Raw genomic sequence first — 26,604 nt, 5'->3', positions numbered from 1 at the left:
ATGTATTTCGTATGCGAAGTAAATCGCCAGAGGCGAGGCATCACCGGCTGATCTATCTGCTGAACGTCGCGCAACGGCGCTTGCAGCGCTGGATGGCGGCGCAGCCTTCGAGCGAAGTGACGCCCGCGCAGGCGGGGTTGCTGTTCATCCTCGGCAAGCAGGATGGCGTCCTGATGGGCGAGGCGGGCGCGGCGCTCGATCTGGGGCCGGCCGGCATTTCCGGTCTGGTCGATCGCAGTGCTGCGGCGAGGTTGGTCGAGCGGCGGGCCGATCGCGAGGATGGCCGCGCCTGGCGCGTGTGGCTGACGCCGAAGGGCCGCACCGTGCTGGCGCAGGCGAAGACCGACGCGGCCACGGTCAATGCGGCGCTGACGGAAGGATTTACCGGCGCGGAGATCGACGTCGTCGCGCGCTGGCTGGCGAGCATTCAGGACAAGTTTCCAAGAGACCCGACAAGAGACCTGGCAAGAGATCCAGAGGAATAAGAGGAGAGACCCATGACCGAGCATGTGCGAGTTGAGACCAACAACGGAATTCTCACGATCACGCTGGCGCGCCCCGACAAGAAGAACGCGCTGACGGACGCGATGTACGGCAAGCTCGCCGACACCATCGAGTCCGCCGAGTTCGATCCGTCCGCGCGCGTGCTGCTGATCCGCGGCGAGGGCGACATGTTCACCGCCGGCAATGATGTCGGCGAGTTTGCGGCCGTCGCGTCAGGCAAGTCCGAAGGCAGCCGCAATGTCGGCCGCTTCATCCAGTCGCTGGCGCGCTGCACCCGTCCGCTGGTCGCAGCAGTTCAGGGCCGCGCCGTCGGCGTCGGCACCACGATGCTCCTGCATTGCGATCTCGTGGTGCTCGCCGAAAACACCCAATTGTCGACGCCCTTCGTCAGCCTAGCGCTGGTGCCGGAGGCCGCGTCGAGCCTGCTGATGCCGGCGCGCATCGGTTATGCCCGCGCCTATGAGATGTTTGCGCTCGGCGAGACCGTGCCGGCCAAGGCCGCGCTGGAATGGGGGCTGGCCAATCGCGTGGTGCCGCTCGACAAGCTCGACGCCGAGGCGCTTGCGCTCGCCCAGCGTCTTGCCAGACAGCCAGCCGGCGCGCTCACCGCGACCAAGAAGCTGATGCGCAACGGCGAGACGCTGGTCGCGCAGATGCTGGCGGAGGGCGAGCAGTTCGCGCAGCGCCTGCGCACGGCGGAGGCGCGCGAGGCATTTACCGCCTTTGCCGAGCGCCGTCCGCCTGACTTCACGAAGGTTTCGTGACGCCGGCCTGCTTATTAAAGGTTTGGCAGATCGGGAACTCCCGGCATTGACTAAAACCTTAACGGAACATTGGCATGTCGCGGCGCAAGGTGGCCTCTCTTGGAAGAGTAGGCCTCCTCACTCATGGCAATGTTTAGGAAATCGGTAAGTTCGCTTCTTCTGGTTTTGATGGCCTTGCTGGCGGCCGGAGCGCTCGCCAGCACGGCGATCCAGATGGTCGGGGCCTTCGGCCGCTACAGCGACAGTCTCGAGACCGCGCGACTTGCCGCCGCAGACAAGGCGATCTTCCAAGGCGTATTGTCCCTGCGCAACAATCGCGGCGACGCCCAGAGCGCGCTGCTCGGCGACGACGATCCACGCAGCAAGCTCGGTGAAGCCGAGAAGGCGGAGCAGGGCGGCTACGACGGCATCGGCGCAGCACTTGCTACTGTCGATTTCGCCCGCCGCGACGAGCTCGCCAGCACGCTGAAGCAGCGCTGGGGTGAGGCCGCACCGCAATTCCAGCTGTTCTACGACGAGGCCAAGCGCCCGCGCGCCGAGCGCAAGATCGAGCGCACCAATTCGTGGTACGACGCCGTCACCAAGGTCATCGACACGGCGAACCTCGCGTCCACCGCGGTGTCGAACCGCGCCTGGATGAACGATCCCTTCATTGCCCGCATGATCCAGGTCCGCCGCCTCGCCTGGCAGGTGCGCGACCGCTACGGAATTCATTGCTCGGTGCTGCGCTCGAACGTCAACAGCAGCAAGCCGCTCGACGACACCCAGAAGCGGTCACTGGCGCAATGGGACGGTACCATCGCCTCCGGTTGGTCCGGCATGGCCGAGTTACTGGCCGCGCCCGATGTGACGGCGGAGCTGGTCACCGCGGCCAAGGAGGCGCAGGCCAAGACCGGCAGCGTTCTCAAGCAGATCGGCGATCTCACCAAGAACTTTGACGGCAGCGGCAAGCCGGCGATGCCCGCTTCGGAATGGAACACGCTGTGCCAGTCGCCGTTCCCGCTCATTGTCGGGGTCGCGACCAAGGCGTTGGATCAGTCGATCGCGCGTGCCGAGACCGTTCAGACCAAGGCGCTGACCAACCTTGTGATCCAGTCGCTTGCGTTTCTGATCGCGCTCGCCGTGACGCTCACCGGCGTTTACGTCGTGCGCAATCGCCTGATGCGTCCGGTGCGCGCCATTCTCGACGCCATCGCCCGGATCAGTGCCCGCGATTACGCGACGCACGTCCCGCAATCGCGTTATCCCGACGAGTTCGGCACCATGGCAGCCGCGCTCGAAAGCCTGCGCGAGAGCGCAGCGACCGCGGAACGTCTGGGCCAGGAACGCGAATCGCAGCAGGCGCTGCAGCTCGCCCGCTCCGGTACCGTCGACGACGCGTGCCGCAGTTTCGACGACACCGTGCAGGCGGTGATCCACAGCGTGGCTGCGTCGGCCAAGGAGCTCGATGCCACCGCAACCGATGTGCGCACGCTGGTGTCGGAATCGAGCAACCAGACGGCTGCGGTCTCCTCCGCCGCCGAGCAGGCCACCAATAATCTCGAAAGCATTGCGGCAGCGACCGAGGAGCTCTCGGCTTCTGTCGGCGAAATCTCCGCGCAGGTGCAGTCCAGCGCGCGCGATGCGCGCGAAGCGGTGTCGCAGGTGGAGCAGACCAACACCACCGTCGAGATCCTCGACCAGACCGCGGGCCGCATCAGCGAAGTCGTGAAGATGATCCATGCCATCGCCGGCCAGACCAATCTGCTCGCCCTGAACGCCACCATCGAGGCGGCCCGCGCCGGCGAAGCCGGCCGCGGCTTTGCGGTGGTCGCCGGCGAGGTCAAGAGCCTCGCGGCGCAAACCGCGACCGCGACCGAGGAAATCTCGCGTCAGGTCGAGGAAATTCAGGGGGCGACCGGGCAGGCGGTCGCCGCCATCCGCTCGATCGGCGGTGCCATCAGCGGCATCGACGAGAAGATGACCGCGATTGCCGCCGCCGTCGAACAGCAGCGTGCGGCCACCACCGAAATCTCGCGCAACTTCCAGCATGCCGCCCAGGGCACCCGCGAGGTCACCGATACCATCGGCAGCGTCGCCAAGCTCAACCAGGAGACCGGCAACGCCGGCACGGTGCTGTCCCAGTCCGTGACCAAGATGTCGGCCGATGCCGACCGTCTCCGCGTCGCGGTCGAGGGCTTCCTTGGCGCGGTGAAGACCGCTTAAGCTTTCATTCCTAATTCCAACGACAAGTGGATCGGCATTGCCGTGTGTGCGTGAGCGCTGTAAATGGTAGCGGTACCATGCTCCAACAGCTGCGCGCGCGCATCAAAACTAACGACGGGAATACAGGGAGATAATTTCGATGCCGGTCACCCCCCACAACGCCCAACGCCCCTATCGCGGCGTGTTCCCGGTCGCACCTACCATCTTCGACGAGCGCGGCGAGCTCGATCTCGAGGGCCAGCGCCGCTGCATCGATTTCATGATCGATGCCGGCTCGCACGGCATCTGCATCCTTGCCAATTTCTCCGAGCAGTTCGTGCTGACCGACGCCGAGCGCGAGACCGTCATGCATGCGGTGCTGGAGCATGTCGCGGGCCGCGTGCCCGTGATCGTCACCACCACGCATTTCAGCTCGGCCGTGTGTGCGGCGCGGAGCCAGCAGGCCGAGGCCGCCGGCGCCGCCATGGTGATGGTGATGCCGCCCTATCACGGTGCGACCTTCCGCGTGCCCGAGAAGGGCATCGTCGAGTTCTTCAAGGTGCTGTCGGGCGGGATCAACATCCCGATCATGATCCAGGATGCGCCGGTGGCGGGCACGCCGCTGTCGGTCGAGCTGCTGGCGCGGCTGGCGCGCGACTTCGCCAACATTCGCTATTTCAAGATCGAGGTCGCAGGCGCGGCCTCAAAGCTCCGCAGCCTGATCGAGGCCGGCGGCAAGGACATCGAAGGCCCCTGGGATGGTGAAGAGGCGATCACCCTGATGGCCGATCTCGATGCCGGCGCCACCGGTGCGATGACGGGCGGCGGCTATCCTGACGGTATTCGCCAGATCATCGATCCCTATTTTGCCGGCAAGCGCGAGGAGGCGAAGGCTGCCTATGAACGCTGGCTGCCGCTGATCAACTACGAGAACCGCCAATGCGGCCTGATCGCCTGCAAGGCGATGATGCAGGCCGGCGGTGTGATCAAGTCGGATGCGGTGCGGCATCCGCTCCAGCCCCTGCATCCGGCGACGCGCGCGGGATTACTAGAATTGGCCAAGGAGCGTGACGCGCTGGCGTTGCGCTGGGGGAAGTAGGGTCACACACTCAACCGTCGTCATTGCGAGCGAAGCGAAGCAATCCAGACTGCCTCCGCGGAAAGACTCTGGATTGCTTCGCTCCGCTCGCAATGACGGAGTTTGTCGAAGCTATCTCGCTAGCGTCCACTCGCCGATGATGCGGAATCTCGCCTTGGCATCATCCTGCTTAAACAGCGCGATACGATCGATCGCCAACGCATTGAGCTTCAGCGTCGCAAACCGCTCGCGCAGCATCTCCAGAATCGGCCCACGTCGCTCCGTATCCAGCCGCCCCGTTAGCGTCATGTGGAAGCGGAATTCTTGCATCACGTAAGGATAGCCCCAGCGGTCGAGATACTCGCGCTGCCGCTCGCCGAGCTTTTCGGGCCTTCGCCGCGCGCGCTCTTCCGCGGTCAGAGCTGGACGGAAGGAATCGAAATCGCGGACGCAGTCGGCCGCCAACTGCCCGAGCGCGTCGACCGGCTCAGCCGGAATGACGGCAATGAAGCCGCTGATGGTATCGACCACCGGCCGGATCACCGGCATCGGCCGCGCCTTCGCGGCGAATGTCGCGCAAGCCGTCACGAGCTGGGCCTCGGTCTTGCCTGATACCAGCGCCATCGGCGCCTTCAGCGTGCCGTGAAAGCCGTATTTGCGGGGATCGGCGGTGATGTCGCGCCAGTCCGGCGCGATATGCAGAGCGCCTTGCGGAAACGAAACCTCGTCGCCCGCATAGGCATCATAGCCGAGCAACTCCGCGCCGAAGCGCGACAGCGCGTTGTCGGCGCCGGCGGCAAAATAGATCGCGTAGCGGGGAAAGCCTGTCATCGCCTGAGCATAACCAATTTATGCCGCGACGACAGTCTTGCGCGGTGTCGCCGCAGCGACGAGCAGCCGCGTCGCATCGGTGAGATGCACGAGCTTGCCGGCAGCGATCACCGCGACCAGTCGCGGACGCTGCGGCGCGCTGTCGTCGACCAGCAGGATGTCGGCGCGACGGCTAGCGGCGAGCATGCCGCGATCGGTCAGGCCTGTGGCTTGCGCCGGTGCCGAAGAGATCAGCTTCCAGGCCTCGTTAAGCGGCAGCACGCCGTCTGCGGCAAGGCGGAAGGCCGCGAGCAGCGGCGCCGGATAGTAATAGTCGGATGCCAGCACCGAGCAGAGCCCCTTCGCGATCATGTCGGAGGCCTTGGTCCAGCCGGTGTGGCTGCCGCCGCGCAGGACGTTCGGCGCGCCGTAGACGATGGCGTCGCCATGATCTGCGGCTTCGCGCGCCGTCTCCTCGTTGACCGGAAATTCGGCGAGCGTCACGCCAAGGCTGCGAAAGTCCCGGCGCATCGCCGGGGTCGCATCGTCATGCGAGAGCATCCGCACCGCGGCCGCGCGAGCCGCTGCAGCAAGCCGGGTGATCGAAGCCGGAACGTCGGCGGCGCGCGACACGATGTGTGCGACGAGCCTGTCGAACTCCTCGCTCGACAGGCCGGTGCGTTCCACCATGCGGTTACGCTTCCGCGGATTGGAGATGTCGGCAACGACCCCGTCCATGTGGTCGTTGAAGGCGATCAGGTCGACGCGGCCCTCGGCGAGCCACTGGCCGATCTCCGCCTCGGCATCAAGATTGTAGGTCTCGTGTCGCAGGTGGAAGCGGGTGTCGGCGGCGAATTGCGGACGCTGCCGCTCGATCGCCTCGAGCAGACGCCTTGCATTGTCGCCGCTGCGCAGGCCTGGCTCCCACGACCAGGTCGTGGCGTGGAACACCGTGGTGATGCCGTTGCTGATGACCTGGCGATCGGTGTCGGCCAGCGCGACGTCGATCGGGAAATCGACGCCGGCGCGCGGCATCATCTGCCGCTCGAAGGCATCGCCGTGCAGATCGACGATGCCGGGCAGCACCAGCAGGTTGCGCGCATCGATCGCCAGCCGCGCGCGGCCGCGAGATGCGTCGATCTGCGCGATGTCGGTTCCCGATACTGCAAGGGAGGTTTCGGCGAACTCGGAGCCGATCAGGGCCCGGCCACCCTCGATGAAAATGTCTGTCACGCGACCGCGCTTCGTTTGCTGGAGAAGGAATTTGCCCCTGCTTCGTATGTCGTCAGGAAATCTTCAATCGCGAGCTTGCGGAAATTGGGCAGTGCTTCACGCAATTTGTCGTGATCCCAGTCCCACCATGCCAGCCTGGCAAGCCGTCCGGCAACCTCTTCCGAGAACCGGCGCCGCACGATGCGCGCCGGATTGCCGGCGACGATGGTGTAGGCCGGCACGTCCTTGGTGACGATGGCGCCGGCCGCAATCACCGCGCCGGTGCCGATATTGCGGCCCGGCAGCACGACCGCGCCATGGCCGATCCAGACGTCATGGCCGATATGGACGTGATGTTGGCGCCGCCAGTCGAAGAAATCGGTGTCGTCACTCTCGCCGGGGAAGTAGGCGCTGGAGCGATAGGTGAAATGCGCCTGCGTCGCGCGGTGCATCGGATGGTTGCCGGGATTGATCCGCGTCATCGCCGCGATCGAGCAGAACTTTCCGATGGTCGTGTAGGTGATCTGCGCGTCGTTCACGACGTAGGAGTAATCACCCATCCTCACGTCATGGAGAATCGTACGCGCGCCGACCTCGGTATAGGCGCCGAGCGCCACTTCGTGCAGCTTCGCCGAGGGATCGATGGTCGGTTCGACCGAAAGCACCTTGGCAGCCATGTTTGATCCGATCGTTCGAGGGCGGGCGTACCTCTTCGAGCGGTCAGATGACGATATCATGACGCTGCGACGACAGGGGACGAGGTGTGTTGCATCGCCGCACTGCACCGCGTGTGTCACACAAGTGTCAAACGCCGGCGTTAGCGGTGGGTCCCAGCTACTCTGGAGCCCTGCATGCTGGTGGTTGAAGGTCTGACGTGCCGCTTCGGCGCAAAAGCCGCGGTGGACGACGCTTCGTTTCAAATCTCCCCCGGCGGCTTCGTCGGTGTGATCGGGCGCTCCGGTGCCGGCAAGTCGACCATGCTGCGCATGATCAATCGTCTTGCGACGCCGACGCAGGGCCGCATCCTGTTCGACGGCCTCGACGTCACCGCGCTGCGCGGCAAGGAGCTGCGGCAGTGGCGGGCGCGATCGGCGATGATCTTCCAGCAGTTCAACCTGGTCGGCCGGCTCGACGTGCTGACCAACGTGCTGATGGGACGCCTTGCAAAGATGCCGGCCTGGCGCTCGCTGTCGCAGACCTGGCCCGAGCAGGACAAGGCGCTGGCGATGTCGGCGCTGGAACAGTTCGACATCGCTTCGCTCGCCGCCCAGCGCGCCGACCAGCTCTCCGGCGGCCAGCAGCAGCGCGTCGCGATCGCCCGGGCGCTGGTGCAGCAGCCCGACATCATCCTCGCCGACGAGCCGATCGCCTCGCTCGATCCGCGCAACACTAAAATCGTCATGGATGCGCTTCTGCGCATCAACAAGCATTTTGGCATCACCGTGCTCTGCAATCTGCATTCGCTCGATCTGGCGCGCAGCTATTGTGATCGCCTGATCGGCATGGCGCAGGGCCGCGTGGTGTTCGACGGCGCGCCGTCCGCACTGACCGACCTCGTCGCGCGTGAGCTCTACGATCTCGAAGCCGCCGACGTCATGGGCGGTACGCCTGCTCCGGCACCCGAGGGTGTTCCGGCACTCGGTACGGCCGCGGCGGCTTGATCCGCGCCGCATCTGTCATTGCCAGTCTTTGGCCAGTTTTTGCGTCAACCGAACCCAACCGATGAAGAGGGTATCATGATCACTCGCAGATTAGTTCTCGCCGGCGCCGCCGCGCTCACCTTTGCCGGATCCGCTTCCGCCGAAGACTGGAAGACGAAATATCCGGAGATCACCTTCGCCGTGATCCCGGCCGAGAACGGCTCGGGCGTCACCGAGCGCTACGGTCCTTTCGTCAACTACCTGTCGAAGGAGCTTGGCATCAAGGTGACGCTCCGCGTCGCCAACGACTACGCCGCGGTCATCGAAGGTCAGCGCGCCGGCAACATCCATATCGGCTACTACGGCCCGGCCTCGTTCGCCCGCGCCCGCTTGACCGGCGTCAAGACCGACGCCTTCGTGATCGACGTCAATGCCGACGGATCGAAGGGCTATTACTCGGTGTTCTACGTGCTGGCGAAGTCGCCGTACCAGAAGATCGAAGACCTCAAGGGCAAGAATCTCGGGCTGGTCGATCCGAACTCGACCTCCGGCAACAACATGCCCCGCTTCAAGCTGAACGCGATGGGCATCGATCCCGACGCCTACTTCTCCAAGGTCGTCTTCACCGGCAGCCACGAGAATGCCGTGCTGGCGCTGGCCCAGGGCACCGTCGACGTTGCCGCCAACTGGTGGAACGCCGACGACGATTCCAACCTGACCCGCATGCTCAACAAGGGCATGGTGAAGTCGACCGACGGCACCGTGATGAAGAAGGAAGACTTCCGCATCATCGTGAAGTCCGACCTCATCATCAACTCGCCCTACGCCTATCTCAGCGATCTGCCTGACGACATGAAGGCCGCCATCAAGAAGGCCTTCCTTGACGCGGCGCAGAAGGACCCCGAGGCGTTCAAGAAGCTCTCCGACGGCAAGAACAAGCCCTGGGAGGCGATCGGCAATGACGATTACAACAAGACCATCGAGCTGATTAAGTTCGTCGACAATCTGCGTAAGAAGGCGTCCTGATCTCGTCGGGACGACGTACTGGAGCCGGGTCGACGGACCCGGCTCTTTTCTTGATGGATCAGTTTTGATGGATCTCTGCCTTCGATGACGATTGCGGTTTCGATCCTTCCCGAGCAGCAGCTCGCCGTCCTGAACGCCGCCTATCGCAAGGCGGTTGCGCGCAAGCGTCTGCGCGTGCTGGCAGGGCTGACTCTATTCGCGGCCGCGCTGATCGTGGCCTCGATCGGCGCCGAGGTGAACTTACGCACCTTCTTCACCTATTTCGGCAACTTCGTCAGCTATTTCAACCGCATCCTCACCCTCGACAACGGCCAGCGGGTGTGGACCGATTTTGGCGAATGGTTCTGGGGCTGGCACAAATGGCTCAAGCTGCTCGGCGAGACGCTGCTGATCAGCTATGTCGGCACGCTGACCGGGGCCGTCCTTGCGTTCCTGCTCAATTTCTTCGCGGCTGAAAACACCTCGCCTGCTCCCTGGCTGCGCTTCACGGTGCGGCGCCTGCTGGAATTCGCCCGCACGGTGCCCGGCATCGTCTTTGCTCTGATCTTCGTCATTGCGTTCGGCCTCGGGCCGATGGCGGGCGTGCTTGCGATCGCGATCCACTCCACCGGCGCGCTCGGCAAACTGTTCTCGGAGATCGTCGAGAATGCCGACATGAAGCCGGTCGAGGGCATCCGCTCCACCGGCGCGAGCTGGATCTCCTGCATGCGCTTTGCGATCCTGCCGCAGGTCTCGGCCGGCTATGCCAGCTACGCGCTGCTGCGCTTCGAGATCAATGTGCGCGAAGCCTCGGTGATGGGCTTCGTCGGCGCCGGCGGCATCGGGCAGGAGCTGATCGTCGCCATCCGCAAGTTCTACTATTCCGACGTCAGCGCGATCCTCGTGACCATCATCATCACCGTCTTCCTGATCGACATCACGACTGGCTGGGTGCGCGGCCGCCTGTTCGGCAAGGAGGCGCGGTCATGAGCAGGCCGCAAGACGTCGACACCGCGCAGATCCGCGCGCGTTATCCCGATGTGTTCAACCGGCCGGCGTCGGCGCGCCTGGCGACGCCATTGATGCTCGTCGCCGCATTTGCGATCTTCGTGTTCGGTCTGGTCGATCTCGACTTCTCGCCGTCGCGCTTCGTCGCGGGGCTGAGCCAGCTCGGCTGGATCAGCATGATGATGATCCCGCCCGATCCCGGTTCGTCGCTACCGCTTTATCTCAAGGCGCTGGGCGAGACGCTGTCGATCGCGCTGCTCGGCACCACGCTGGCCGCACTGTTCGCGCTGCCGGTCAGCCTGCTTGCGGCGCGCAATGTGGTGCCGAACATCGTCCGCTTTCCCATCCGTCGGTTCCTCGATTCGATCCGCGGCGTCGACACGCTGATCTGGGCGCTGGTGTGGATCAACGTGGTCGGCCTCGGCCCGTTTGCCGGCGTGCTCGCCATCGCCGTGTCGGATTTCGGCGCGTTCGGCAAGCTGTTCTCGGAGGCGATCGAAGGCGCCGACCAGAAGCAGGTCGAGGGCATCCGTGCTTCCGGCGGCAGCGCGCTGCACGAGATCCGTTTCGGCCTGATGCCGCAGGTGCTGCCTGTGATCGCGGGGCAGGTGCTGTATTTCATCGAATCGAACACGCGATCGGCCACCATCATCGGCATCGTCGGCGCCGGCGGCATCGGGCTTCAGCTGGCGGAGCAGATCCGCGTGCTGGAATGGCAGAAGGTGTCGTTCCTGATCCTGATGATCCTGGTCGCGGTCGCCGCGATCGATTTCATCTCGGGCAAGCTGCGGTTTGCGATTATTGGGCGAAGGGCGGCGGCCTGATCAAAGGTGCCGTAGGGTGGGCACGGCGCTGTCGCGCCTTTGCCACCCTGCGGCTCCGGATTCGTGGAGAGCGCGCCCCTACGGCTCGACCAAAAACTCCACCCGCTCCGCCGCGAACCGAGAGTGCTTCGTCACCAGCGGCTTGCCCTCGAGATCCAGGTCCGTCGCGTCGACCACCAGGATCGGCCGCCCCAGCGGCAGATCGAGCCGCGCGGCGTCGGTGGCGTCGACAATGCCGGCGGTAATCCGGGTGGCGCCGCGCCGATAATCGCCGATCCCGTAGTGCTCGAGCATCTTCGTCATCGAGCGCGTCGCGGCAAACACCATGCCCGCGCCCGGAAACAGGTCCGCCGACAACCAGGTGGTGGAGACGCAGATCGGCGTGCGGTCGGCCAGCCGAATCGCCTCGATCCGCACCAGCGGTGCGCCGGTCTTCAATCCGAGTTCCCGCGCGAGCTCGCGGGTCGCGACATCGTCTGACGCCTCGATCATTCGGCCATGCGGCTCGCGGCCGTCTGCGCCGACGATCTCGGAGAACCGCGTCCGCGAGCGCAGCGGATAGGCAAGCTTCTGCGCTTCGACATAGGTTCCGCTGCCGCGCTCGGCGCGCACGATGCCGCGCTCGGCAAGCGCCGCCAGCGCGCGCCGCACGGTGTGGCGATTGACGCGATAGGTTTCGGCGATCTCCATCTCGCCCGGCAACTTGTCGCCTGCGGCAAAGCGGCCGTCGGCGATGCCGCGCTCGATGCCATCGGCAACGAGGCGCCACAGCGCGACGCCTGAGGAGGCGGTGTCCTGCATGCTCATGTCGCCGACCAGCCTAGCCCGAAAATCACACGTTTGTCACGAAACAGTCATGGCGCTTCCGTATCAAGTTGTCTATTATCATAGACAACTTCAATTCGGCAAGTTCTGTCAAAAGTTCGGTGGAGTCGGTGACCCAGCACAACACCCAGCAAGCCCAGCGCCAGGCCGCCATGGCCGTGCTGGCGCACGCGGAGGCGGGCGAGATCGCCGCCCGCCTCCGCGCGATCTCCTTGCCCGGCCATCAGGATCTGCGCGAGCCAGAAAGCGGTCTGGTGATGCTGCGTGGCCGGGTCGGCGGCGACGGCGCGCCGTTCAATCTCGGCGAGGCCACGGTGTCGCGCGCCGCGGTACGGCTTGCGAGCGGCGAGGTCGGCTTCGGCTACACGCTCGGGCGCGACGGCGAGAAGGCGCGGCTGATCGCGCTGTGCGACGCGCTGGTGCAGTCGCGCGATTTTGGCGGACTGGTGGAGCGCGACGTTATCGCGCCGTTGCGCGAGCAGCTTATGATTCGGCGCAAGCAGGCGGCGGAAGAGGCCGCTGCGACGAAGGTTGATTTCTACACCATGGTGCGCGGTGAGGGTTGATGCCATGACCACGATTGCGGAACTGCCGCCCGGTTTCGTCGACAAGGTGTTGTCGGCGCAATCGACCTTTCGTTCGGTGATGGACGCGATGGCGCGGCCGGGCGCGGTCCAGCGCATCGTGCCGATGGCGGGAGCGGCCGGCCCGATGATGCGCGGCACCGCCGCGATCGCGCTGACGCTGTTCGACCACGACACGCCGCTCTGGCTCGATGCGCGGATGTCGGAAAGCTCCGACGTCCTGAAATGGCTCAAGTTCCATACCGGCGCGCCGGTGATCCAGGATTCGTCGATCGCGGCCTTCGCGCTGATCAGCGACGGCGGGGCGCTGCCCTCGCTCGAGCGGTTTGCGCTCGGCACCAACGAATATCCGGATCGTTCGACCACGGTGATCATTCAGGTCGACAGCCTGGACGCCGGCCGCAGCTTCGAGCTGCGCGGCCCCGGCATCGACGGTGTCGCAACGCTCCAGGCGTCGATCAAACCGTTCGACCTGTTTGAACGCCTGCGTTTCAACGAGACGCTGTTTCCGCGTGGCATCGACGTGGTTCTGGTCGCTGATGATGCCGTGGTGGCGATTCCGCGCACCACGCGTGTCATGAGCAAGGGAGGCTGACGCATGTATGTCGCAGTCAAAGGCGGCGAACGCGCCATCGAGAACGCCCATCGCCTGCTCGCCAATGCGCGGCGCGGCGACCAGAGCGTTGCGGAAGTCTCGCTTGACCAGATCTCGGAACAGCTCGGGCTCGCCGTCGACCGCGTCATGAGCGAAGGTTCGCTCTATGACCGCGAGCTTGCTGCGCTCGCGATCAAGCAGGCCCGCGGCGATCTGATCGAGGCGATCTTCCTGGTTCGCGCCTTCCGCGCCACCTTGCCGCGCTTCGGCGTCAGCGAGCCGGTCGACACCGGCGCCATGCGGGTGCAGCGGCGGGTGTCCTCGACCTTCAAGGACATTCCCGGCGGCCAGATCCTCGGGCCCACCTTCGACTACACCCATCGCCTGCTCGATCCGTCGCTTAGCCAAGGCTTCGTGCCGGAAGCACCTTCTGTGGCCGAAGCCTCGACGGCGCCGACACCGCGCGTGACCGACATTCTCGGCCGCGACGGACTGATCGAGACCTCGCCGCAGGCCGAGGACGGCGCCAGCGTCGGCGATCTCACCCGCGAGCCGCTGAACTTTCCTGCGGACCGCGATTTGCGCCTGCAAAATCTCGCCCGCGGCGACGAAGGCTTTCTGCTGGCGATGGGCTACTCCACCCAGCGTGGCTATGGCCGCAACCATCCCTTCGCCGGCGAGATCCGCTTCGGCGAGGTCGAGGTGGAGTTCGCTGCCGAAGACGTCGGCTTTGCCGTGCCGCTGGGCTCGATCGAGCTGACGGAGTGTCAGATGGTCAACCAGTTCAAGGGCTCGGCGACGGAAGCGCCGTGCTTCACCCGCGGTTATGGCCTCGCCTTCGGCCAGAGCGAGCGCAAGACCATGTCGATGGCGCTGGTCGACCGGGCGCTGCGCGCCCGCGAGCTCGGTGAAGAGGTCGAAGCCCCGGCGCAAGATGAAGAATTCGTGTTGTCGCATTCGGACAACGTCCAGTCGACCGGCTTCGTCGAGCATCTGAAGCTGCCGCATTATGTCGACTTCCAGTCCGAGCTCGGCCTGTTGCGCAAGCTGCGCAAGGAATTTGCCGAAGCATCTACTGAAGCCAATGCGCCTGATGCCATGAAGGAGGCCGCGGAATGAACGCGCCCGCCTACAATTTCGCCTATCTCGACGAGCAGACCAAGCGGATGATCCGCCGCGCGATCCTGAAGGCGATCGCGATCCCCGGCTATCAGGTGCCGTTCGCCAGCCGCGAAATGCCGATGCCTTATGGCTGGGGCACCGGCGGCGTGCAGGTGACCGCCGCGATCCTGGGGCCGCAGGACGTGCTGAAGGTGATCGACCAGGGCTCCGACGACACCACCAATGCGATTTCGATCCGCAAATTCTTCGCCAAGACCGCCGGCGTCGCCACGACGACGTCGACGGACGAGGCGACCGTGATTCAGACCCGCCATCGTATTCCCGAGACGTCGCTGCACGCGAACCAGGTGCTGGTCTATCAGGTGCCGATCCCGGAACCCCTGCGCTTCCTCGAGCCGCGCGAGACCGAGACACGGCGCATGCACGCGCTCGCCGAATACGGCCTGATGCATGTGAAGCTCTACGAGGATATCGCGCGCTTCGGTCATATCGCGACGGCTTACGCCTATCCGGTCAAGGTGAATGCGCGCTACGTGATGGATCCATCTCCGACGCCGAAATTCGACAATCCCAAGATGGACAATTGCCCGGCGTTGCAACTGTTCGGCGCCGGCCGCGAGAAGCGCATCTATGCGATCCCACCCTATACCCAGGTGGTGTCGCTCGACTTCGAGGATCACCCGTTCGAGCCGTATCGTTTCAACGCGCCTTGCGCGTTGTGCGCGGCGGAGAATTCCTACCTCGACGAGATCGTCACCGACGACAAGGGCAGCCGCATGTTCGTCTGCTCCGACACCGACTATTGCGAAGGACGTCAGGCCGCCGGCCATCACGGTGCCCTAAGTGCCGCGCCCTACAAGGACAAGGCGCAGGGAGGTGCAAATGGCTGATCAGGATCTGCTCGAAACCGATCAGCCGCTGCTGGTTGCTGATACCCTCAGCAAGTCCTATGGCCGCATTGCTGCGTGCCGTGACGTGTCGTTCTCGCTCTATCCCGGCGAGGTGCTGGCGATCGTCGGCGAATCCGGCTCGGGCAAGTCGACGCTGCTCCAGCTCTTGTCCGGTCAGCTTGCCGCCAGCGGCGGGCATGTGTCCTATCGGATGCGCGACGGCATCACCCGCGATCTCGCCGCGCTCGGCGAGGCCGAGCGGCGCCTGCTGTTCCGCACCGATTGGGGCTTTGTGCATCAGGATCCGGCGCAGGGCCTGCGCATGGCCGTTTCGGCGGGCGCCAATGTCGGCGAGCGGCTGATGGCGGTGGGCTGGAATCACTACGGCCGCATTCGCGAGTCCGCCTCCGACTGGCTGACGCGGGTCGAGATCGACGTCGCGCGCATCGACGATGCGCCGCGCACCTATTCGGGCGGCATGCGCCAGCGCCTCCAGATCGCGCGTAACCTCGTCACGGGTCCGCGGCTCGTGTTCATGGACGAGCCGACCGGCGGCCTTGATGTGTCAGTTCAGGCCCGCCTGCTCGATCTCCTGCGCAATCTTGTCGCCGAGCTGCATCTCGCCGTCGTCATCGTCACCCACGATCTCGCGGTTGCGCGCCTGTTGTCGCATCGCGTGATGGTGATGAAGGGCGGCCGCGTCATCGAAACCGGGCTCACCGATCAGGTGCTGGACGATCCGCGCGAGCCCTATACCCAGCTCCTCGTCTCCTCGATTCTGCCGCCATAAGCCTTCTCACATGAGCCTTCCTATGACCGCCATGATCGACATAGCCGACGCCAACAAGACCTTCACGATGCACCTGCAGGGCGGCATCGAATTGCCTGTCGTGCGCGGCGTGACCTTCCACGTCGAACCCGGCGAGTGCGTCGTGCTGTCCGGGCCATCAGGTGCCGGCAAATCGTCTATCCTGAAGATGATCTTCGGCAATTACCGCTGCGATTCCGGCCGGATCGGCATCCGCCATCGCGGCGCGCTGATCGACCTCGCCACCGCCGAGCCGCGGCAGGTCCTCAATGTTCGCCGCGCGACCATCGGTTATGTCAGCCAGTTCCTGCGCGCGGTGCCGCGGGTTGCTACCATCGACGTCGTCGCCGAGCCGCCGATCGTCAACGGCATGACGCGCGCTGATGCGCAAGCGCGCGCCGGCGAGTTGCTGCATCGTCTCAACATCCCCGAGCGGCTCTGGCAGCTTCCGCCCGCGACCTTCTCCGGCGGCGAGCAGCAGCGCGTCAATATCGCGCGCGGCTTCATCTCGGACCTGCCGATCCTGCTGCTGGACGAGCCGACCGCCTCGCTCGATGCCGCCAACCGCGCCGTCGTGGTTGCACTGGTCGCCGAGAAGAAGCGTCAGGGCGTCGCCATGGTCGCGATTGTGCATGACGACGAAATCCGCCATTTGATTGCCGACCGCATCGTCGATGTCACCAGCTTTGCCGCTGCGGCCTGAAGGAAGAGGGACATGAACGCCAAGCCGAAGGACATTGTGATCGCCAACGCCAGGATCGTGCTGGCTGACCGGGTGATCGAGCAGGGCTGGCTTGCTCTTGCCGATGGACGTATCGCCGAGATCGGCGAGGGCAGGGCGCCCGCGGGCGCAGAGGACGCTGGCGGCGATCTCATCATGCCCGGCCTGATCGAGCTCCACACCGACCATCTCGAAGCGCATTACGTGCCGCGCCCAAAAGTGTTCTGGAATCCGGTCGCGGCCGTGATCTCCTATGACGGCCAGCTCGCGACCTCGGGCATCACGACCGTGTTTGATTCGCTCCGGGTCTGGCGCGAGGACGGCGCCGAGGAGGTCGATGGCCGTGCGGGCGTGCTTGCCGCCGCGATCACGAGCGCGCGCGATGGCAATCTGCTGCGCGCCGACCACTTCCTGCACCTGCGCTGCGAAATCCCGATGCCGAGCGTGGTCGAGGAAGCCAAGGAGCTGATCGACCGTCCCGACGTCAAGCTGATGTCGCTGATGGACCATACGCCCGGCCAGCGCCAGTTCCGCGACGAGGTCAAGCTGCGCGACTATTATCGCGGCAAGGGCGGCGGCAAGACCGATGCCGAGCTCGACGAGCTGTTCGCAAAGCGCTTCGAGTACCAGAAGAAATACGCCGCGGCCAATATGCGCGAGATCGTGTCGCTGGCGCACGAGTACAAGATTCCGCTCGCGAGCCATGACGACACCACCGACGAGAACGTCGCCGACGCCGTGCGTGACGGCGTCGCGGTGGCAGAGTTCCCGACCACGTTGGAGGCCGCGCGTGGCCTGCATCAGGCCGGCATCGACATCCTGATGGGCGCGCCGAACGTCGTGCGCGGCGGCTCGCATTCGGGCAACATCGCCGCGGTCGATCTCGCCCGCGAGGGGCTGCTCGACATCCTGTCGTCGGACTACATCCCGTCCAGCCTGCTGATGGGCGCGCTGCAACTGCCCGAGCATGCGCCCTCGATCAGCCTGCCGGCGGCCGTTCGGACCGTAACGAAAGCACCCGCCGACGCCGTCGGTCTCACCGATCGCGGCGAGATCGCAATCGGCAAGCGCGCCGATCTGATCCGCGTTCACGTCGCCGGCAGCGTTCCCGTGGTGCGCAGCGTCTGGCGCGAAGGGGGCCGTGTCGCATGAGCGAGACCGTCACGACGGCCACGGCGCAGGCGGGCGCGATCGGGCCAGGGCGACTGGTTCTCGTGGTCGGTCCGAGCGGTGCCGGCAAGGACACGCTGCTGCGGCTGGCGCAGGCGGCCTGTGTCGACGATCACCAAATCGTCTTCCCGCGTCGCGTCGTGACGCGCGCGTCCTCTGCCGACGAGGACAATATTGCGTTGAGCCCCGACGAATTCGCCCGCGCGCGCGATCATGGCGATTTCGCCGTGCATTGGGATGCGCATGGGCATTCCTATGCGCTGCCGCTGGAGATCAATGACGACATCCGCGCGGGGCGGGCCGTCGTCGCCAACGTCTCGCGCACGGTGATCGCTGCGCTACGTCAGGCCTATGCCAATGTCGTCGTGGTCGCGATCACCGCGCCGCCGGACGTGCTGGCGCAGCGCCTTGCCGCCCGCGCGCGTCACAGCGACGGTAATATCGCCGACCGGCTCGCGCGCAGCGTCAAAGACGCATCGGCGCAAGCTGACGTCACCATCCTCAACGCTGGGAGCGCTGACTATCACAGCCGCCACCTCCTGCGTGTGATCAGGAACGAAAGCTGGCACGAGTAGCGGCTGGCGCAACAAGGAGACTGGAATGTCGGTGATCGAAACGGTCGAGCAGCTAGAGGCCATCTACGGCGCCACCAATGACGCCTCGACCGTAAAAGTCGCCGACCACGTCACCCCGCTCTACCGCATCTTCATCGAAAATGCGCCGTTCGCCGCACTCGCCACGATCGGGCCCGAGGGCATCGACTGCTCGCCGCGCGGCGATCTCCCCGGCTTCGTCCGCATCCATGATCCCAAGACGCTGATGCTGCCGGATCGGCGCGGCAACAACCGGGTCGACTCCTTGCGCAACATCGTGCGCGATCCGAGGGTGTCGTTGATGTTCCTGATCCCCGGCTCCGGCAACGCGGTCCGCGCCAACGGCCGCGCGCACCTGTCGATCGATCCCGAGCTGCTCGCCTCGTTCAAGGTCGAGGGCAAGGCGCCGCGCAGCGTCATGGTGATGAATGTGGACGAGATCTACTTCCAGTGCGCTCGCGCCATCGTCCGTTCCGACCTCTGGAATCCCGACAAGCGCATCGACCCGAAGATGCTGCCAACACCGGGCCAGATCCTCGCCGAGATGAGCCAGAACAAGGTCGGCGGCGCGGAGTATGACCGCATCTGGCCAGAGCGAGCTGCCGCAACGATGTGGTGAGCGTACGCGCTCTCTCGTCTCCCTCGCCCCGCTCTGGCGGGGAGAGGGCGGGGTGAGGGGCCTCTCTCCGCTCGCGAGACCGGCGCGAGACCTGTCCCCCTCTCTCCCGGATCGCACCGGACGATGCTTCGCATTGCCGAGGCGATCCGACCTCTCCCCGCAAGCGGGGCGAGGTGAGGCGCCCCCTCCAATTAATCGCCATCCCGCACTCATCGCGAGATGAATCCGCCTGTCAGTGTTTGCGGCGGGAGAAGCGCGCAAGCGCGCCCGCCGCAAATATGGATAGCCATTTCATTGACCGATCGCGCCAATCGCTCAATATTCAAAGCATCAAAACTGCTCCCCGAGCTTGATGCCGCGATATGAGAATCGATCACCAGCGTAACCCTGACGACATGCATGCGTGCATGACGCGGCGCTGTTTCTCCGCGGCTACCGGCGCTTGTTGTTGTTGTTGCTGACGGGCACCTCACAACGCCTCATACCGCAATTCCCAAGACAGGAACGCCGAGCTTCGGCGAGCGAGCAGTCATGTCCCAAGCCCACTTTCAAGCCCACTTTCAAGCCCAGTTTCAGGCCCAGTCCAACGCCTACATCATCGAAATCCACGACCGTGCCGCCGGCATCATCACCCGAGACGCGCGCGGCTTCCGCTTCTTCTCCTCTGAGCGACTGTTCGACAGCCTCGAAGGTCGCCAGTTCCGCTCGGCGCGCGAGGCCGAGCGCGCCGCGCGCGCCGTGTTCTCCGAACGGAGCCGGCGCGCAAGTTCCTCACTCTTCGCCAACTGATCGCCAGGACTCAGCCTTTCAGCGCCGCCAGCAATTCATCCGGGCGCTCGGCCATGATCATATGGCCCGCACCCGGCACGACGACGGTCTTCGCGTGCGGGATCGCCGCCGCAAGCGCCTTGCCCGCCTTCGCCGGCGTCATCATGTCCCGCTCGCCGAGAATGAGGGTAGCAGGCACTTTGACGGTCGCGGCGGCTTGAAGCGCATTCGCGTAGGCATTGCAGGCCGACAGATCCCTGAACAGCACGCCCGGCTCGCAAGACTTCAATACCGCTTGCGCGCCGCCATGCATCCATAGGCCCGGTGCGAGGCTGCCGCCAATCTCGGCCTTGAAGCCGAGACCCCAGATCGAGACCATGTCGAGCGCGTCCTGCTCGTTGGCTTCGGCCGCTTTAAGCAGATCCGGACCGACCGTCATGGTCGCGGCGGTGCCGATCAGGCTCAGCGCCGAGACCTTGTCGGGATGGCGCCCTGCGGTCTCCAGCGAGATCAGCGATCCCATGGAATGGCCGATCAGATGCGCCTTCGCTGAGCCTGCCGCATCGAGCAGCGCGGCCGTCCAGTCGGCCATGTCCGCGATGCTCGCGAGTGAAGGCCCGGCGGAGCGGCCGTGACCGGGCAGGTCGGGCGCCAGAACGCCAAAACCGTGATGGGCAAACCAGCGCGTATGCAGTGCCCATGTCGAATGATCGAAGCCGGCGCCATGGATGAAGACCACCGTGGGCAGGGACTTGTCGAATTCGCGGCCGCCGGTTGCGGCAAACACCTCAGCGCCGTTGACGGAGAGCTTCATCGTGTCAAACCTTCTGCGAGATGCGCAGCGCCTGCGCGAGATCGTCGATGATGTCGGAGGCGGTCTCGATGCCGACCGACAGCCGCACCAGCTCCTCGCCGATGCCGGCGGCCTTGAGCTGCTCGGCATCCATCTGCTGATGCGTGGTCGAGGCCGGGTGAATTACCAGCGTCTTGGCGTCGCCGACATTGGCGAGATGGCTGATCATGCGTAGCGACTCGATGAACTTGCGGCCCGCGGGCCGGCCGCCCCTGATGCCGAAGGAGACGATCGAGCCCGCGCCGCGCGGCAGCAGATGCTTTGCGAGCTGATAGTCCGTGTGGTCCTCAAGCGAGGGATGCAGCACCCAGTCGACAGCCTTGTTGGACTTCAGCGCCTCAAGCACCAGATGCGTGTTCTGCATGTGGCGGTCCATGCGCACGCCAAGCGTCTCGACGCCCTGCAACAGCTGGAATGCGTTGGTCGGGGACAGGCAGGCGCCGAAATCGCGCAGGCCTTCGGTGCGCGCGCGCATGATGAAGGCGGCGGTGCCGAACTGCTCGTCGAAGACGATGCCGTGATAGCCGCCATAGGGTTCGGTCAGCACGCCGAACTTGCCCGACGCGCGCCAATCAAAGCGGCCGCCGTCGACGATGGCGCCCCCGATCGCGATGCCGTGGCCGCCGATCCATTTGGTCGCCGAATGCATCACGATGTCGGCGCCAAGCTCGATCGGCCGGCTGAGATAGGGCGTGGCAAAGGTGTTGTCGATCAGCAGCGGAATTCTTGCGTCATGCGCGATCGCCGCGACTTTCGGGATGTCCAGCACCTCGAGCCCGGGATTGCCGATCGTCTCGCCGATCACGAGCTTTGTGTTCGGCTTGATCGCCTTCCGGAACGCATCATGATCGCGCGGCTTCACGAACGTCGTGGTGATGCCGAAGCGCGGCAGCGTGTGCGCCAGCAGATTGATGGTGCCGCCATAGAGCGAGCTCGACGCCACGATGTGGTCGCCGGCATTCAAGAGCGTCGCGATGGCGAGATGCAGCGCGGCCATGCCGCTGGCAGTGCAGATCGCGCCGACGCCGCCTTCCAGCGCCGCGAGCCGCTCTTCCAGCACGCCGGTGGTGGGATTGGAGATGCGCGTATAGATGTGGCCGGCGCGTTCGAGATTGAACAGTGCCGCCGCGTGGTCGGAATCCTGGAACACATAAGATGTGGTCTGGTAGATCGGCACCGCGCGGGCGCCGGTCGCGGGATCCGGATGCTGGCCCGCATGCAGGCTCAGGGTCTCGAAGGCGGGCGGTTTTGGCGCGGGCATGCGTGGCCTCGTTGGTCGATCGGCGATGGCGGTCCTTGTGCCACAAAAACGTGCACCACGTCAGCCCATTGACAGCGCCGAAGGTGTGCTCCCTCGCCCCGTTCTTACGGGGAGAGGCGAAGCTAGCCGCGGATGGTCTGTTCGATCGCGCGGGTCTCGCGCAACAAAATCTCCGCGACTTCCTGCTCGCGGCGCGGGCCGAGCCTCGTCCGAACGGCGGAGACGGTCATCGCCGCCGCAGGCCGACCGTCCGGGGTCTTGATCCAGGTTGAGATCGATTTCGTGCCCTGGACGAGACCGATCTCCCGCATGCCATATCCGCGCCGCCGCGCCGCAGTGACCTGGCCGAGCACCGTCGCGGCGTCGGTCCGATAGGCCTCGAACCGCTTCTCATTCGCTGTAACGATTTTTCGCGCGTCCGGCGCCGGCAGTGCGGCGAGGATGGCGACGCCAGCGCTGGAGACGCCGAGCGGTCGGCGCGCGCCGACCTCGATCGACAGCACCTGGATCGGATAGGCGCCGATCCTGCGATCGACGCACAGCGTGTCGTTGCCGGTTCGCACCGTCAGGAACAGCGTGTCGCCGATCTCGGCGGAGGCGCGCCGCAGCGAAGGACCTGCGGCGACCTGCAGCGGCGAGGGCCGGGGGCGCGCGAGCGCCAGCTCCGGCACCTGGTTGCCGATCGCGTAGCGGCCGGTCCTGCCGTGCCGCTCGACGATGCCTTCCTCGATCAGCACGTGAACGATGCGGTGCACGGTCGGGCGCGTCAGGCCGGTGGCCTGCACCACCTCGGCCAATGGCACGCCGTCTTCGCGACCTGCGGCAAGAATACGCAGCACCGACAATGCGCGGCGGATCGCCTGCGCGCCTTGTCGCGGTTCTGTCGCACTTGAGAAAGTTCTCTTGTCCATAATATGGACAAGAACGCCACAATTCACTCGACAGGTAAAGCCCGCATCTGGAGATTGCGCTCCGATCGGGATGTCTTGCGCGACGTCAGGGCAATCGACGTGAAATTGGAAGCGCCGTCGGGAGGTTAACATGAGATTAATCGGGATCGCCATCGCTGCTGTCGCCGCGATGCTGGCGGGGCCCGCGTCGGCCCAGCAGTGGCCGGCCCGCAGCGTCAAGCTTCTGGTGCCCTATCCTGCCGGCGGCAACGTCGACAGCGCCGCGCGCATCATCGCCGACAAGCTTCAGGAAAAGCTCGGACAGCCCTTCATCATCGAGAACAAGGCCGGCGCCGGCGGCATGATCGCGGGCGAGGCTTTCGCGAAGTCTGCGCCCGACGGCTACACGCTGTTCGTCGGGGCCAACGGCCCGGTGCTGTTCGCGACCGAAATCAACAAGCGCGACGCCTATAATTGGAAGAAGGACTTCCTGCCGATCTCGACCATCTCGATGACGCCGCTGGTGCTCGAGGTCCATCCGTCGGTGCAGGCGACGACCTTCAAGGAATTCATCGAGCTTGCCAAGCGTGAGCCCGGCAAGCTGACCATGGCCTCGCCCGGCCCCGGCACCACCAACCATCTGCTCAGCGAGCTGATGCAGTCGAGCCTCGATCTGCAATGGGTCACCGCGCATTACCGCGGCAACGCGCCTGCTATCAACGATCTGCTCGGCGGGCAGGTGCAGTTCGCATTCGACCAGCTCACCGTCAGTCTCCAGCACATCAAGGCCGGCCTGTTCCGCGCGCTCGCGGTCACGAGCCCGCATCGCCTGAAGTCGCTGCCTGACGTGCCGACCTTCGCCGAGCTCGGCTACAAGGACTTTGACGGCCAGACTTTTACCGGCATGTTCGCCCCCGCGGGCACGCCGGCGCCGATCGTGGATAAGCTGCACGAAACGCTGGTCGCGATCCTGAAAGACCCGAGCGTAATCGACAAGTTCGACAAGCTCGGCGGCGAAGCCGTCGCGATGACGCCGGACGAATTCAAGGCCTATCTCGAGCGCGAGGATGCCAAATGGATCCCGATCGTGCGCAAGGCCAACATCAAGGCTGACTAAGCGATGCGGATCGACCCCACCGAGCTCGGCGCGGAGCGCATCTACCGGCTGATGACCGGCATCGTGGTGCCGCGCCCGATCGCCTGGGTGACCAGCCTGTCGCGGAGCGGCGTGCTCAACCTCGCGCCGTTCAGCGCCTTCACTTTTGTCTCGCAGAAGCCGCCGATGCTCGCCATCAGCGTCGGCCGCAAGGGCGCCGACTACAAGGACACCGCGCACAACATCCTCGACATCGAGGAATACGTCATCCACATCGCCGACACGCCGCTGATGTCTGCGGTGCACGACAGCTCCGTCGAGCATCCGCCAGAGATCAGCGAGGTCGAGCATCTCGGGCTGGAGACGCTGCCTTGCGAGCGCATCAAGGTGCCGCGGCTTGCGGCAGCACCTGTCGCGATGGAGTGTGTGTTCCGTCAATGCCTCGAGTTCGGCGAGGCGCGCAGCCGGCTGATCGTCGGCGAGGTCGTGATGTTCCACATCCGCGACGGCCTCGTGAATGACGGCAAGGTCGAAACCAAAGCGCTCGACCCGATCGCTCGCATCGGCGGTCCGCGTTACGCCACTCTTGGCGAGATCGTGACGCTGAACACGGTGTTCCAGACTCCCAAATCGAAGGACTGAGCGTGCGGACGCCTGGCGTACGCCGCCTGAAGACCATTGGAGAACGACGATGCGACTCGTGAGCTATCTGGTAGACGGAGAGCCGCGCTACGGCGCGGCCGTTGATGGCGGTGTCGTCGATCTGACCAAGCGGATCGGTCGAGACTTCTCCGACGTGAAGGCGCTGATCGCGGCCAACGCGCTGGCTGAGGCGCTGGAGGCGGTGGCCGGACAAAAGCCGGACTATGCGCTGGACAAGCTCACGCTGCTGCCGCCGGTGCTGGCGCCGGAAAAGCTCTGGTGCATCGGCGTCAATTACGCCGAGCGAAACGCCGAATATAAGGACCATTCGGACCTGCCAAAATATCCGAGCCTGTTCGTCCGCAGCATGTCGTCGATGACGGGCTCCGGCCAGCCGCTGGAGAAGCCGCACGTCTCGGATCAGCTCGACTATGAAGGCGAGCTCGTCATCGTGATCGGCCAGGGCGGCCGCCACATCCCACGTGAAAAGGCCTGGTCGCATATTTTCGGCATGACGCTGTGCAACGAGGGCACGATCCGCGACTGGCTGCGTCACGGCAAGTTCAACGTCACGCAGGGCAAGAACTTTGATCGCTCCGGCAGCATCGGCCCGTGGATTGTCACGGCGGACGAGCTCGATCCGCGCGGGCCGCATGACATCGTTACCCGCGTCAACGGCGAGGTGCGGCAGCAGGACACGACCGAGCGGCTGATGTTCCCGTTCGACTTCCTGATCTCGTATCTCTCGACCTTCGCCACGCTGAAGCCCGGAGACATGATCGTGACGGGCACGCCGACCGGGGCGGGCGCGCGCTTCGACCCGCCGCGCTGGCTGAAGGTTGGCGACGTCGTCGAGGTCGAGTCCAGCCGCATCGGCATGCTGCGCAACGTCGTCGCGGCGGAGCAATAGATCATGCTCGACGCTGCCACGATCGAACGCCTTGCCGCACGCCTCGATGAAGCCGAGCGCAGCAAGGCACTGATCCCGATGTTCTCGAAAGACTATCCCGGTTTCAGCATCGAGGATGCCTACGCCGTCCAGCGCGCCTGGACAAAACTCCAGCTAGGCCGCGGCCGCGTCATCAAGGGCCACAAGATCGGCCTGACCTCGAAGGCGATGCAGAACGCGGTCGGTATCTCCGAGCCCGATTACGGCGTGCTGTTCGCCGACATGTTCTATGCCGATGCGACGCCCATTCCGTTCGATCGCTTTCACGCGCCTCGCATCGAGGTCGAGCTCGCCTTCGTGCTGAAGGCGCCGCTGCGCGGGCCGGATTGCACCATCTTCGACGTGCTCAACGCGACCGATTATGTCACGCCCGCGCTGGAGATTCTGGAGACGCGCATGCATCGCGTCGATCCCGAGACCGGCAAGGCGCGCAAGGTCGTCGACACGATCTCGGACAACGCCGCCAATGCCGCGCTGGTGCTCGGCGGACGTCCGTTCCGCCCGCTTGATGCGGATTTGCGCTGGATCGGCGCGCTGCTGTTCCGCAACGGCGAGGTCGAGGAGACCGGGCTCGCCGCCGGCGTGCTCAACCATCCCGCCAACGGCATCGCCTGGCTCGCCAACCGACTGGCGCCGCATGACGAGCATCTCGCCGCCGGCGAGGTGGTGCTAGCGGGCTCGTTCACGCGTCCGGTCGATATCCGCCGCGGCGACACGTTTCATGCCGACTATGGCGCCTTCGGCTCCGTGTCGTGCCAGTTCGTCTGAATCAACAATAAAGAGGAAGCGTACCATGACGCGGCGCAAGAGCATCCATATCGGCGGCTTCAAGCACGCCAATCCGATCCCGAACGCCTGCCGCATCGGCAATCTCGTGATGTCCGGCGTCATCCTCGGTCGCGATGCCGCCGGCGCGATGCCGGAGGGCCTGGACGCACAATGCGCCAACATGTTCGCGCATATGAAGGCCACGGTGGAAGCTGCCGGCGGCACCACCGACGACATCATCAAGATGACGGTGTGGCTGAAGGACCGTACGCAGCGCGGCCCGGTGAATGTCGAATGGCTGAAAATGTTTCCGGATGAGCATTCGCGCCCGGCGCGTCACGCGCTGCCGATGGACAACATGGATGGCGGCGCGCTGGTGCAGTGCGACTTCACCGCCGTGATCGACTGAAGGAGCATTTTG

General features: G+C 65.1%; 30 protein-coding genes. 23 read left to right on the top strand and 7 right to left on the bottom strand.

Going from position 1 to position 26,604, the window contains the following annotated elements; all coding sequences use genetic code 11:
• The first annotated feature begins 11 nt into the window (after positions 1-11).
• The 4 genes from ACLFLU_RS38975 to ACLFLU_RS38960 all read left to right on the top strand — a co-directional run bounded on the left by ACLFLU_RS38975 (position 12) and on the right by ACLFLU_RS38960 (position 4,551).
• The gene (locus tag ACLFLU_RS38975) at positions 12-485 is read left to right on the top strand and encodes a MarR family winged helix-turn-helix transcriptional regulator (protein ID WP_426409922.1); all 474 of its coding nucleotides are present in this window, start codon (positions 12-14) and stop codon (positions 483-485) included.
• Between the two features lie 12 nt (positions 486-497).
• A complete protein-coding gene (locus ACLFLU_RS38970; RefSeq protein ID WP_426409921.1) occupies positions 498-1,268 on the top strand; it encodes an enoyl-CoA hydratase in 771 nt (256 codons plus the stop codon).
• 123 nt (positions 1,269-1,391) lie between these two features.
• Positions 1,392-3,473, top strand: coding sequence for a methyl-accepting chemotaxis protein (locus ACLFLU_RS38965; protein WP_426409920.1), 2,082 nt, complete (start codon positions 1,392-1,394; stop codon positions 3,471-3,473).
• A gap of 139 nt (positions 3,474-3,612) precedes the next feature.
• Positions 3,613-4,551: a dihydrodipicolinate synthase family protein gene (locus tag ACLFLU_RS38960; protein ID WP_426409919.1), complete on the top strand. Its 939-nt coding sequence runs from the start codon at positions 3,613-3,615 to the stop codon at positions 4,549-4,551.
• 111 nt (positions 4,552-4,662) lie between these two features.
• Here the strand turns inward: ACLFLU_RS38960 and ACLFLU_RS38955 are convergent, their stop codons facing one another.
• From ACLFLU_RS38955 to ACLFLU_RS38945, 3 genes are read right to left on the bottom strand one after another with little or no spacing between them, the layout of a single operon-like run.
• Positions 4,663-5,361, bottom strand: a complete 699-nt coding sequence (locus ACLFLU_RS38955) for a DUF1045 domain-containing protein (RefSeq protein WP_426409918.1) — start codon at positions 5,359-5,361, stop codon at positions 4,663-4,665.
• 18 nt (positions 5,362-5,379) lie between these two features.
• On the bottom strand, positions 5,380-6,573 hold the full coding sequence (locus ACLFLU_RS38950; RefSeq protein ID WP_426409917.1) for an alpha-D-ribose 1-methylphosphonate 5-triphosphate diphosphatase: 1,194 nt from the start codon (positions 6,571-6,573) through the stop codon (positions 5,380-5,382).
• Positions 6,570-7,229: a chloramphenicol acetyltransferase gene (locus ACLFLU_RS38945; RefSeq protein ID WP_426409916.1), complete on the bottom strand. Its 660-nt coding sequence runs from the start codon at positions 7,227-7,229 to the stop codon at positions 6,570-6,572. The genes ACLFLU_RS38950 and ACLFLU_RS38945 overlap by 4 nt, the downstream gene beginning before the upstream one ends.
• 174 nt (positions 7,230-7,403) lie before the next feature.
• Here ACLFLU_RS38945 and phnC point away from each other — a divergent pair, with 174 nt between their 5' ends.
• The 4 genes from phnC to phnE (ACLFLU_RS38925) all read left to right on the top strand — a co-directional run bounded on the left by phnC (position 7,404) and on the right by phnE (ACLFLU_RS38925) (position 11,029).
• Entirely contained in the window at positions 7,404-8,213 is an 810-nt protein-coding gene (phnC, locus tag ACLFLU_RS38940; protein WP_426409915.1) for a phosphonate ABC transporter ATP-binding protein, read from the top strand.
• Between the two features lie 75 nt (positions 8,214-8,288).
• Positions 8,289-9,218 (top strand): phosphonate ABC transporter substrate-binding protein, encoded by a 930-nt coding sequence (gene phnD / locus ACLFLU_RS38935; protein WP_426409914.1) that lies wholly within the window; start codon positions 8,289-8,291, stop codon positions 9,216-9,218.
• A gap of 84 nt (positions 9,219-9,302) precedes the next feature.
• Positions 9,303-10,187 carry a phosphonate ABC transporter, permease protein PhnE gene (gene phnE / locus ACLFLU_RS38930; RefSeq protein WP_426409913.1) on the top strand — a complete coding sequence of 295 codons (885 nt, stop codon included), beginning with the start codon at positions 9,303-9,305 and terminating at the stop codon, positions 10,185-10,187.
• Complete coding sequence (phnE, locus tag ACLFLU_RS38925; RefSeq protein ID WP_426409912.1) at positions 10,184-11,029, top strand: phosphonate ABC transporter, permease protein PhnE; 846 nt, start codon at positions 10,184-10,186, stop codon at positions 11,027-11,029. The genes phnE (ACLFLU_RS38930) and phnE (ACLFLU_RS38925) overlap by 4 nt, the downstream gene beginning before the upstream one ends.
• 78 nt (positions 11,030-11,107) lie before the next feature.
• Here the strand turns inward: phnE (ACLFLU_RS38925) and phnF are convergent, their stop codons facing one another.
• Positions 11,108-11,836 carry a phosphonate metabolism transcriptional regulator PhnF gene (gene phnF / locus ACLFLU_RS38920; protein ID WP_426409911.1) on the bottom strand — a complete coding sequence of 243 codons (729 nt, stop codon included), beginning with the start codon at positions 11,834-11,836 and terminating at the stop codon, positions 11,108-11,110.
• A gap of 119 nt (positions 11,837-11,955) precedes the next feature.
• Between phnF and phnG the strand changes: the two genes are divergently transcribed.
• The 10 genes from phnG to ACLFLU_RS38870 all read left to right on the top strand — a co-directional run bounded on the left by phnG (position 11,956) and on the right by ACLFLU_RS38870 (position 19,745).
• Positions 11,956-12,420 carry a phosphonate C-P lyase system protein PhnG gene (gene phnG / locus ACLFLU_RS38915; RefSeq protein ID WP_426409910.1) on the top strand — a complete coding sequence of 155 codons (465 nt, stop codon included), beginning with the start codon at positions 11,956-11,958 and terminating at the stop codon, positions 12,418-12,420.
• Positions 12,421-12,424: 4 nt separating this feature from the next.
• Positions 12,425-13,033 (top strand): phosphonate C-P lyase system protein PhnH, encoded by a 609-nt coding sequence (gene phnH / locus ACLFLU_RS38910; RefSeq protein WP_426409909.1) that lies wholly within the window; start codon positions 12,425-12,427, stop codon positions 13,031-13,033.
• 3 nt (positions 13,034-13,036) lie between these two features.
• Positions 13,037-14,152 carry a carbon-phosphorus lyase complex subunit PhnI gene (locus ACLFLU_RS38905; RefSeq protein ID WP_426409908.1) on the top strand — a complete coding sequence of 372 codons (1,116 nt, stop codon included), beginning with the start codon at positions 13,037-13,039 and terminating at the stop codon, positions 14,150-14,152.
• Entirely contained in the window at positions 14,149-15,045 is an 897-nt protein-coding gene (locus tag ACLFLU_RS38900) for an alpha-D-ribose 1-methylphosphonate 5-phosphate C-P-lyase PhnJ (protein ID WP_426409907.1), read from the top strand. The genes ACLFLU_RS38905 and ACLFLU_RS38900 overlap by 4 nt, the downstream gene beginning before the upstream one ends.
• Positions 15,038-15,835: a phosphonate C-P lyase system protein PhnK gene (gene phnK / locus ACLFLU_RS38895; RefSeq protein WP_426409906.1), complete on the top strand. Its 798-nt coding sequence runs from the start codon at positions 15,038-15,040 to the stop codon at positions 15,833-15,835. The genes ACLFLU_RS38900 and phnK overlap by 8 nt, the downstream gene beginning before the upstream one ends.
• Before the next feature lie 22 nt (positions 15,836-15,857).
• Positions 15,858-16,556, top strand: coding sequence for a phosphonate C-P lyase system protein PhnL (gene phnL / locus ACLFLU_RS38890; RefSeq protein ID WP_426409905.1), 699 nt, complete (start codon positions 15,858-15,860; stop codon positions 16,554-16,556).
• Between the two features lie 12 nt (positions 16,557-16,568).
• Positions 16,569-17,726 (top strand): alpha-D-ribose 1-methylphosphonate 5-triphosphate diphosphatase, encoded by a 1,158-nt coding sequence (locus ACLFLU_RS38885; RefSeq protein WP_426409904.1) that lies wholly within the window; start codon positions 16,569-16,571, stop codon positions 17,724-17,726.
• Positions 17,723-18,319, top strand: a complete 597-nt coding sequence (phnN, locus tag ACLFLU_RS38880) for a phosphonate metabolism protein/1,5-bisphosphokinase (PRPP-forming) PhnN (protein WP_426409903.1) — start codon at positions 17,723-17,725, stop codon at positions 18,317-18,319. The genes ACLFLU_RS38885 and phnN overlap by 4 nt, the downstream gene beginning before the upstream one ends.
• Positions 18,320-18,344: 25 nt before the next feature.
• Positions 18,345-18,956: a pyridoxamine 5'-phosphate oxidase family protein gene (locus ACLFLU_RS38875; RefSeq protein WP_426409902.1), complete on the top strand. Its 612-nt coding sequence runs from the start codon at positions 18,345-18,347 to the stop codon at positions 18,954-18,956.
• Positions 18,957-19,487: 531 nt separating this feature from the next.
• Entirely contained in the window at positions 19,488-19,745 is a 258-nt protein-coding gene (locus tag ACLFLU_RS38870) for a hypothetical protein (RefSeq protein WP_426409901.1), read from the top strand.
• A gap of 10 nt (positions 19,746-19,755) precedes the next feature.
• On the opposite strand, the gene ACLFLU_RS38865 is transcribed toward ACLFLU_RS38870, so the two are convergent.
• The 3 genes from ACLFLU_RS38865 to ACLFLU_RS38855 form a co-directional block, all read right to left on the bottom strand.
• Positions 19,756-20,538, bottom strand: a complete 783-nt coding sequence (locus tag ACLFLU_RS38865) for an alpha/beta fold hydrolase (protein ID WP_426409900.1) — start codon at positions 20,536-20,538, stop codon at positions 19,756-19,758.
• 4 nt (positions 20,539-20,542) lie between these two features.
• Entirely contained in the window at positions 20,543-21,838 is a 1,296-nt protein-coding gene (locus ACLFLU_RS38860) for an O-acetylhomoserine aminocarboxypropyltransferase (protein WP_426409899.1), read from the bottom strand.
• Between the two features lie 122 nt (positions 21,839-21,960).
• Positions 21,961-22,749, bottom strand: coding sequence for an IclR family transcriptional regulator (locus ACLFLU_RS38855; protein ID WP_426409898.1), 789 nt, complete (start codon positions 22,747-22,749; stop codon positions 21,961-21,963).
• Positions 22,750-22,879: 130 nt separating this feature from the next.
• Between ACLFLU_RS38855 and ACLFLU_RS38850 the strand changes: the two genes are divergently transcribed.
• From ACLFLU_RS38850 to ACLFLU_RS38830, 5 genes are read left to right on the top strand one after another with little or no spacing between them, the layout of a single operon-like run.
• Positions 22,880-23,845 (top strand): Bug family tripartite tricarboxylate transporter substrate binding protein, encoded by a 966-nt coding sequence (locus ACLFLU_RS38850; RefSeq protein ID WP_426409897.1) that lies wholly within the window; start codon positions 22,880-22,882, stop codon positions 23,843-23,845.
• A gap of 3 nt (positions 23,846-23,848) precedes the next feature.
• Positions 23,849-24,466 (top strand): flavin reductase family protein, encoded by a 618-nt coding sequence (locus tag ACLFLU_RS38845; RefSeq protein ID WP_426409896.1) that lies wholly within the window; start codon positions 23,849-23,851, stop codon positions 24,464-24,466.
• 49 nt (positions 24,467-24,515) lie between these two features.
• Positions 24,516-25,376 carry a fumarylacetoacetate hydrolase family protein gene (locus ACLFLU_RS38840; protein ID WP_426409895.1) on the top strand — a complete coding sequence of 287 codons (861 nt, stop codon included), beginning with the start codon at positions 24,516-24,518 and terminating at the stop codon, positions 25,374-25,376.
• 3 nt (positions 25,377-25,379) lie between these two features.
• Complete coding sequence (gene hpaH, locus ACLFLU_RS38835; protein WP_426409894.1) at positions 25,380-26,183, top strand: 2-oxo-hept-4-ene-1,7-dioate hydratase; 804 nt, start codon at positions 25,380-25,382, stop codon at positions 26,181-26,183.
• 25 nt (positions 26,184-26,208) lie between these two features.
• Complete coding sequence (locus ACLFLU_RS38830; RefSeq protein ID WP_426409893.1) at positions 26,209-26,592, top strand: RidA family protein; 384 nt, start codon at positions 26,209-26,211, stop codon at positions 26,590-26,592.
• Positions 26,593-26,604: the final 12 nt, after the last annotated feature.

It is taken from the genome of Bradyrhizobium ganzhouense (genome assembly GCF_049949285.1).
Taxonomy (GTDB): Bacteria; Pseudomonadota; Alphaproteobacteria; order Rhizobiales; family Xanthobacteraceae; genus Bradyrhizobium; species Bradyrhizobium ganzhouense.
This window is presented reverse-complemented; position numbering and strand designations above follow the sequence as displayed.

Excerpts from the sequence above, each read along its gene's own strand:
- ACLFLU_RS38870 (WP_426409901.1), top strand. The coding sequence starts at position 19,488 with ATGTCCCAAGCCCACTTTCAAGCCCACTTTCAAGCCCAGTTTCAGGCC.
- phnH (WP_426409909.1), top strand. The coding sequence starts at position 12,425 with ATGACCACGATTGCGGAACTGCCGCCCGGTTTCGTCGACAAGGTGTTG.
- ACLFLU_RS38945 (WP_426409916.1), bottom strand. The coding sequence starts at position 7,229 with ATGGCTGCCAAGGTGCTTTCGGTCGAACCGACCATCGATCCCTCGGCG.
- ACLFLU_RS38905 (WP_426409908.1), top strand. The coding sequence starts at position 13,037 with ATGTATGTCGCAGTCAAAGGCGGCGAACGCGCCATCGAGAACGCCCAT.
- ACLFLU_RS38840 (WP_426409895.1), top strand. The coding sequence starts at position 24,516 with ATGCGACTCGTGAGCTATCTGGTAGACGGAGAGCCGCGCTACGGCGCG.
- ACLFLU_RS38850 (WP_426409897.1), top strand. The coding sequence starts at position 22,880 with ATGAGATTAATCGGGATCGCCATCGCTGCTGTCGCCGCGATGCTGGCG.
- ACLFLU_RS38885 (WP_426409904.1), top strand. The coding sequence starts at position 16,569 with ATGAACGCCAAGCCGAAGGACATTGTGATCGCCAACGCCAGGATCGTG.
- ACLFLU_RS38865 (WP_426409900.1), bottom strand. The coding sequence starts at position 20,538 with ATGAAGCTCTCCGTCAACGGCGCTGAGGTGTTTGCCGCAACCGGCGGC.
- phnF (WP_426409911.1), bottom strand. The coding sequence starts at position 11,836 with ATGAGCATGCAGGACACCGCCTCCTCAGGCGTCGCGCTGTGGCGCCTC.
- hpaH (WP_426409894.1), top strand. The coding sequence starts at position 25,380 with ATGCTCGACGCTGCCACGATCGAACGCCTTGCCGCACGCCTCGATGAA.
- phnE (WP_426409912.1), top strand. The coding sequence starts at position 10,184 with ATGAGCAGGCCGCAAGACGTCGACACCGCGCAGATCCGCGCGCGTTAT.
- phnK (WP_426409906.1), top strand. The coding sequence starts at position 15,038 with ATGGCTGATCAGGATCTGCTCGAAACCGATCAGCCGCTGCTGGTTGCT.
- phnD (WP_426409914.1), top strand. The coding sequence starts at position 8,289 with ATGATCACTCGCAGATTAGTTCTCGCCGGCGCCGCCGCGCTCACCTTT.
- phnN (WP_426409903.1), top strand. The coding sequence starts at position 17,723 with ATGAGCGAGACCGTCACGACGGCCACGGCGCAGGCGGGCGCGATCGGG.
- ACLFLU_RS38860 (WP_426409899.1), bottom strand. The coding sequence starts at position 21,838 with ATGCCCGCGCCAAAACCGCCCGCCTTCGAGACCCTGAGCCTGCATGCG.
- ACLFLU_RS38955 (WP_426409918.1), bottom strand. The coding sequence starts at position 5,361 with ATGACAGGCTTTCCCCGCTACGCGATCTATTTTGCCGCCGGCGCCGAC.
- ACLFLU_RS38900 (WP_426409907.1), top strand. The coding sequence starts at position 14,149 with ATGAACGCGCCCGCCTACAATTTCGCCTATCTCGACGAGCAGACCAAG.
- ACLFLU_RS38975 (WP_426409922.1), top strand. The coding sequence starts at position 12 with ATGCGAAGTAAATCGCCAGAGGCGAGGCATCACCGGCTGATCTATCTG.
- phnC (WP_426409915.1), top strand. The coding sequence starts at position 7,404 with ATGCTGGTGGTTGAAGGTCTGACGTGCCGCTTCGGCGCAAAAGCCGCG.
- ACLFLU_RS38970 (WP_426409921.1), top strand. The coding sequence starts at position 498 with ATGACCGAGCATGTGCGAGTTGAGACCAACAACGGAATTCTCACGATC.
- ACLFLU_RS38830 (WP_426409893.1), top strand. The coding sequence starts at position 26,209 with ATGACGCGGCGCAAGAGCATCCATATCGGCGGCTTCAAGCACGCCAAT.
- phnE (WP_426409913.1), top strand. The coding sequence starts at position 9,303 with ATGACGATTGCGGTTTCGATCCTTCCCGAGCAGCAGCTCGCCGTCCTG.
- ACLFLU_RS38855 (WP_426409898.1), bottom strand. The coding sequence starts at position 22,749 with ATGGACAAGAGAACTTTCTCAAGTGCGACAGAACCGCGACAAGGCGCG.
- phnL (WP_426409905.1), top strand. The coding sequence starts at position 15,858 with ATGACCGCCATGATCGACATAGCCGACGCCAACAAGACCTTCACGATG.
- ACLFLU_RS38960 (WP_426409919.1), top strand. The coding sequence starts at position 3,613 with ATGCCGGTCACCCCCCACAACGCCCAACGCCCCTATCGCGGCGTGTTC.
- ACLFLU_RS38845 (WP_426409896.1), top strand. The coding sequence starts at position 23,849 with ATGCGGATCGACCCCACCGAGCTCGGCGCGGAGCGCATCTACCGGCTG.
- ACLFLU_RS38875 (WP_426409902.1), top strand. The coding sequence starts at position 18,345 with ATGTCGGTGATCGAAACGGTCGAGCAGCTAGAGGCCATCTACGGCGCC.
- ACLFLU_RS38965 (WP_426409920.1), top strand. The coding sequence starts at position 1,392 with ATGGCAATGTTTAGGAAATCGGTAAGTTCGCTTCTTCTGGTTTTGATG.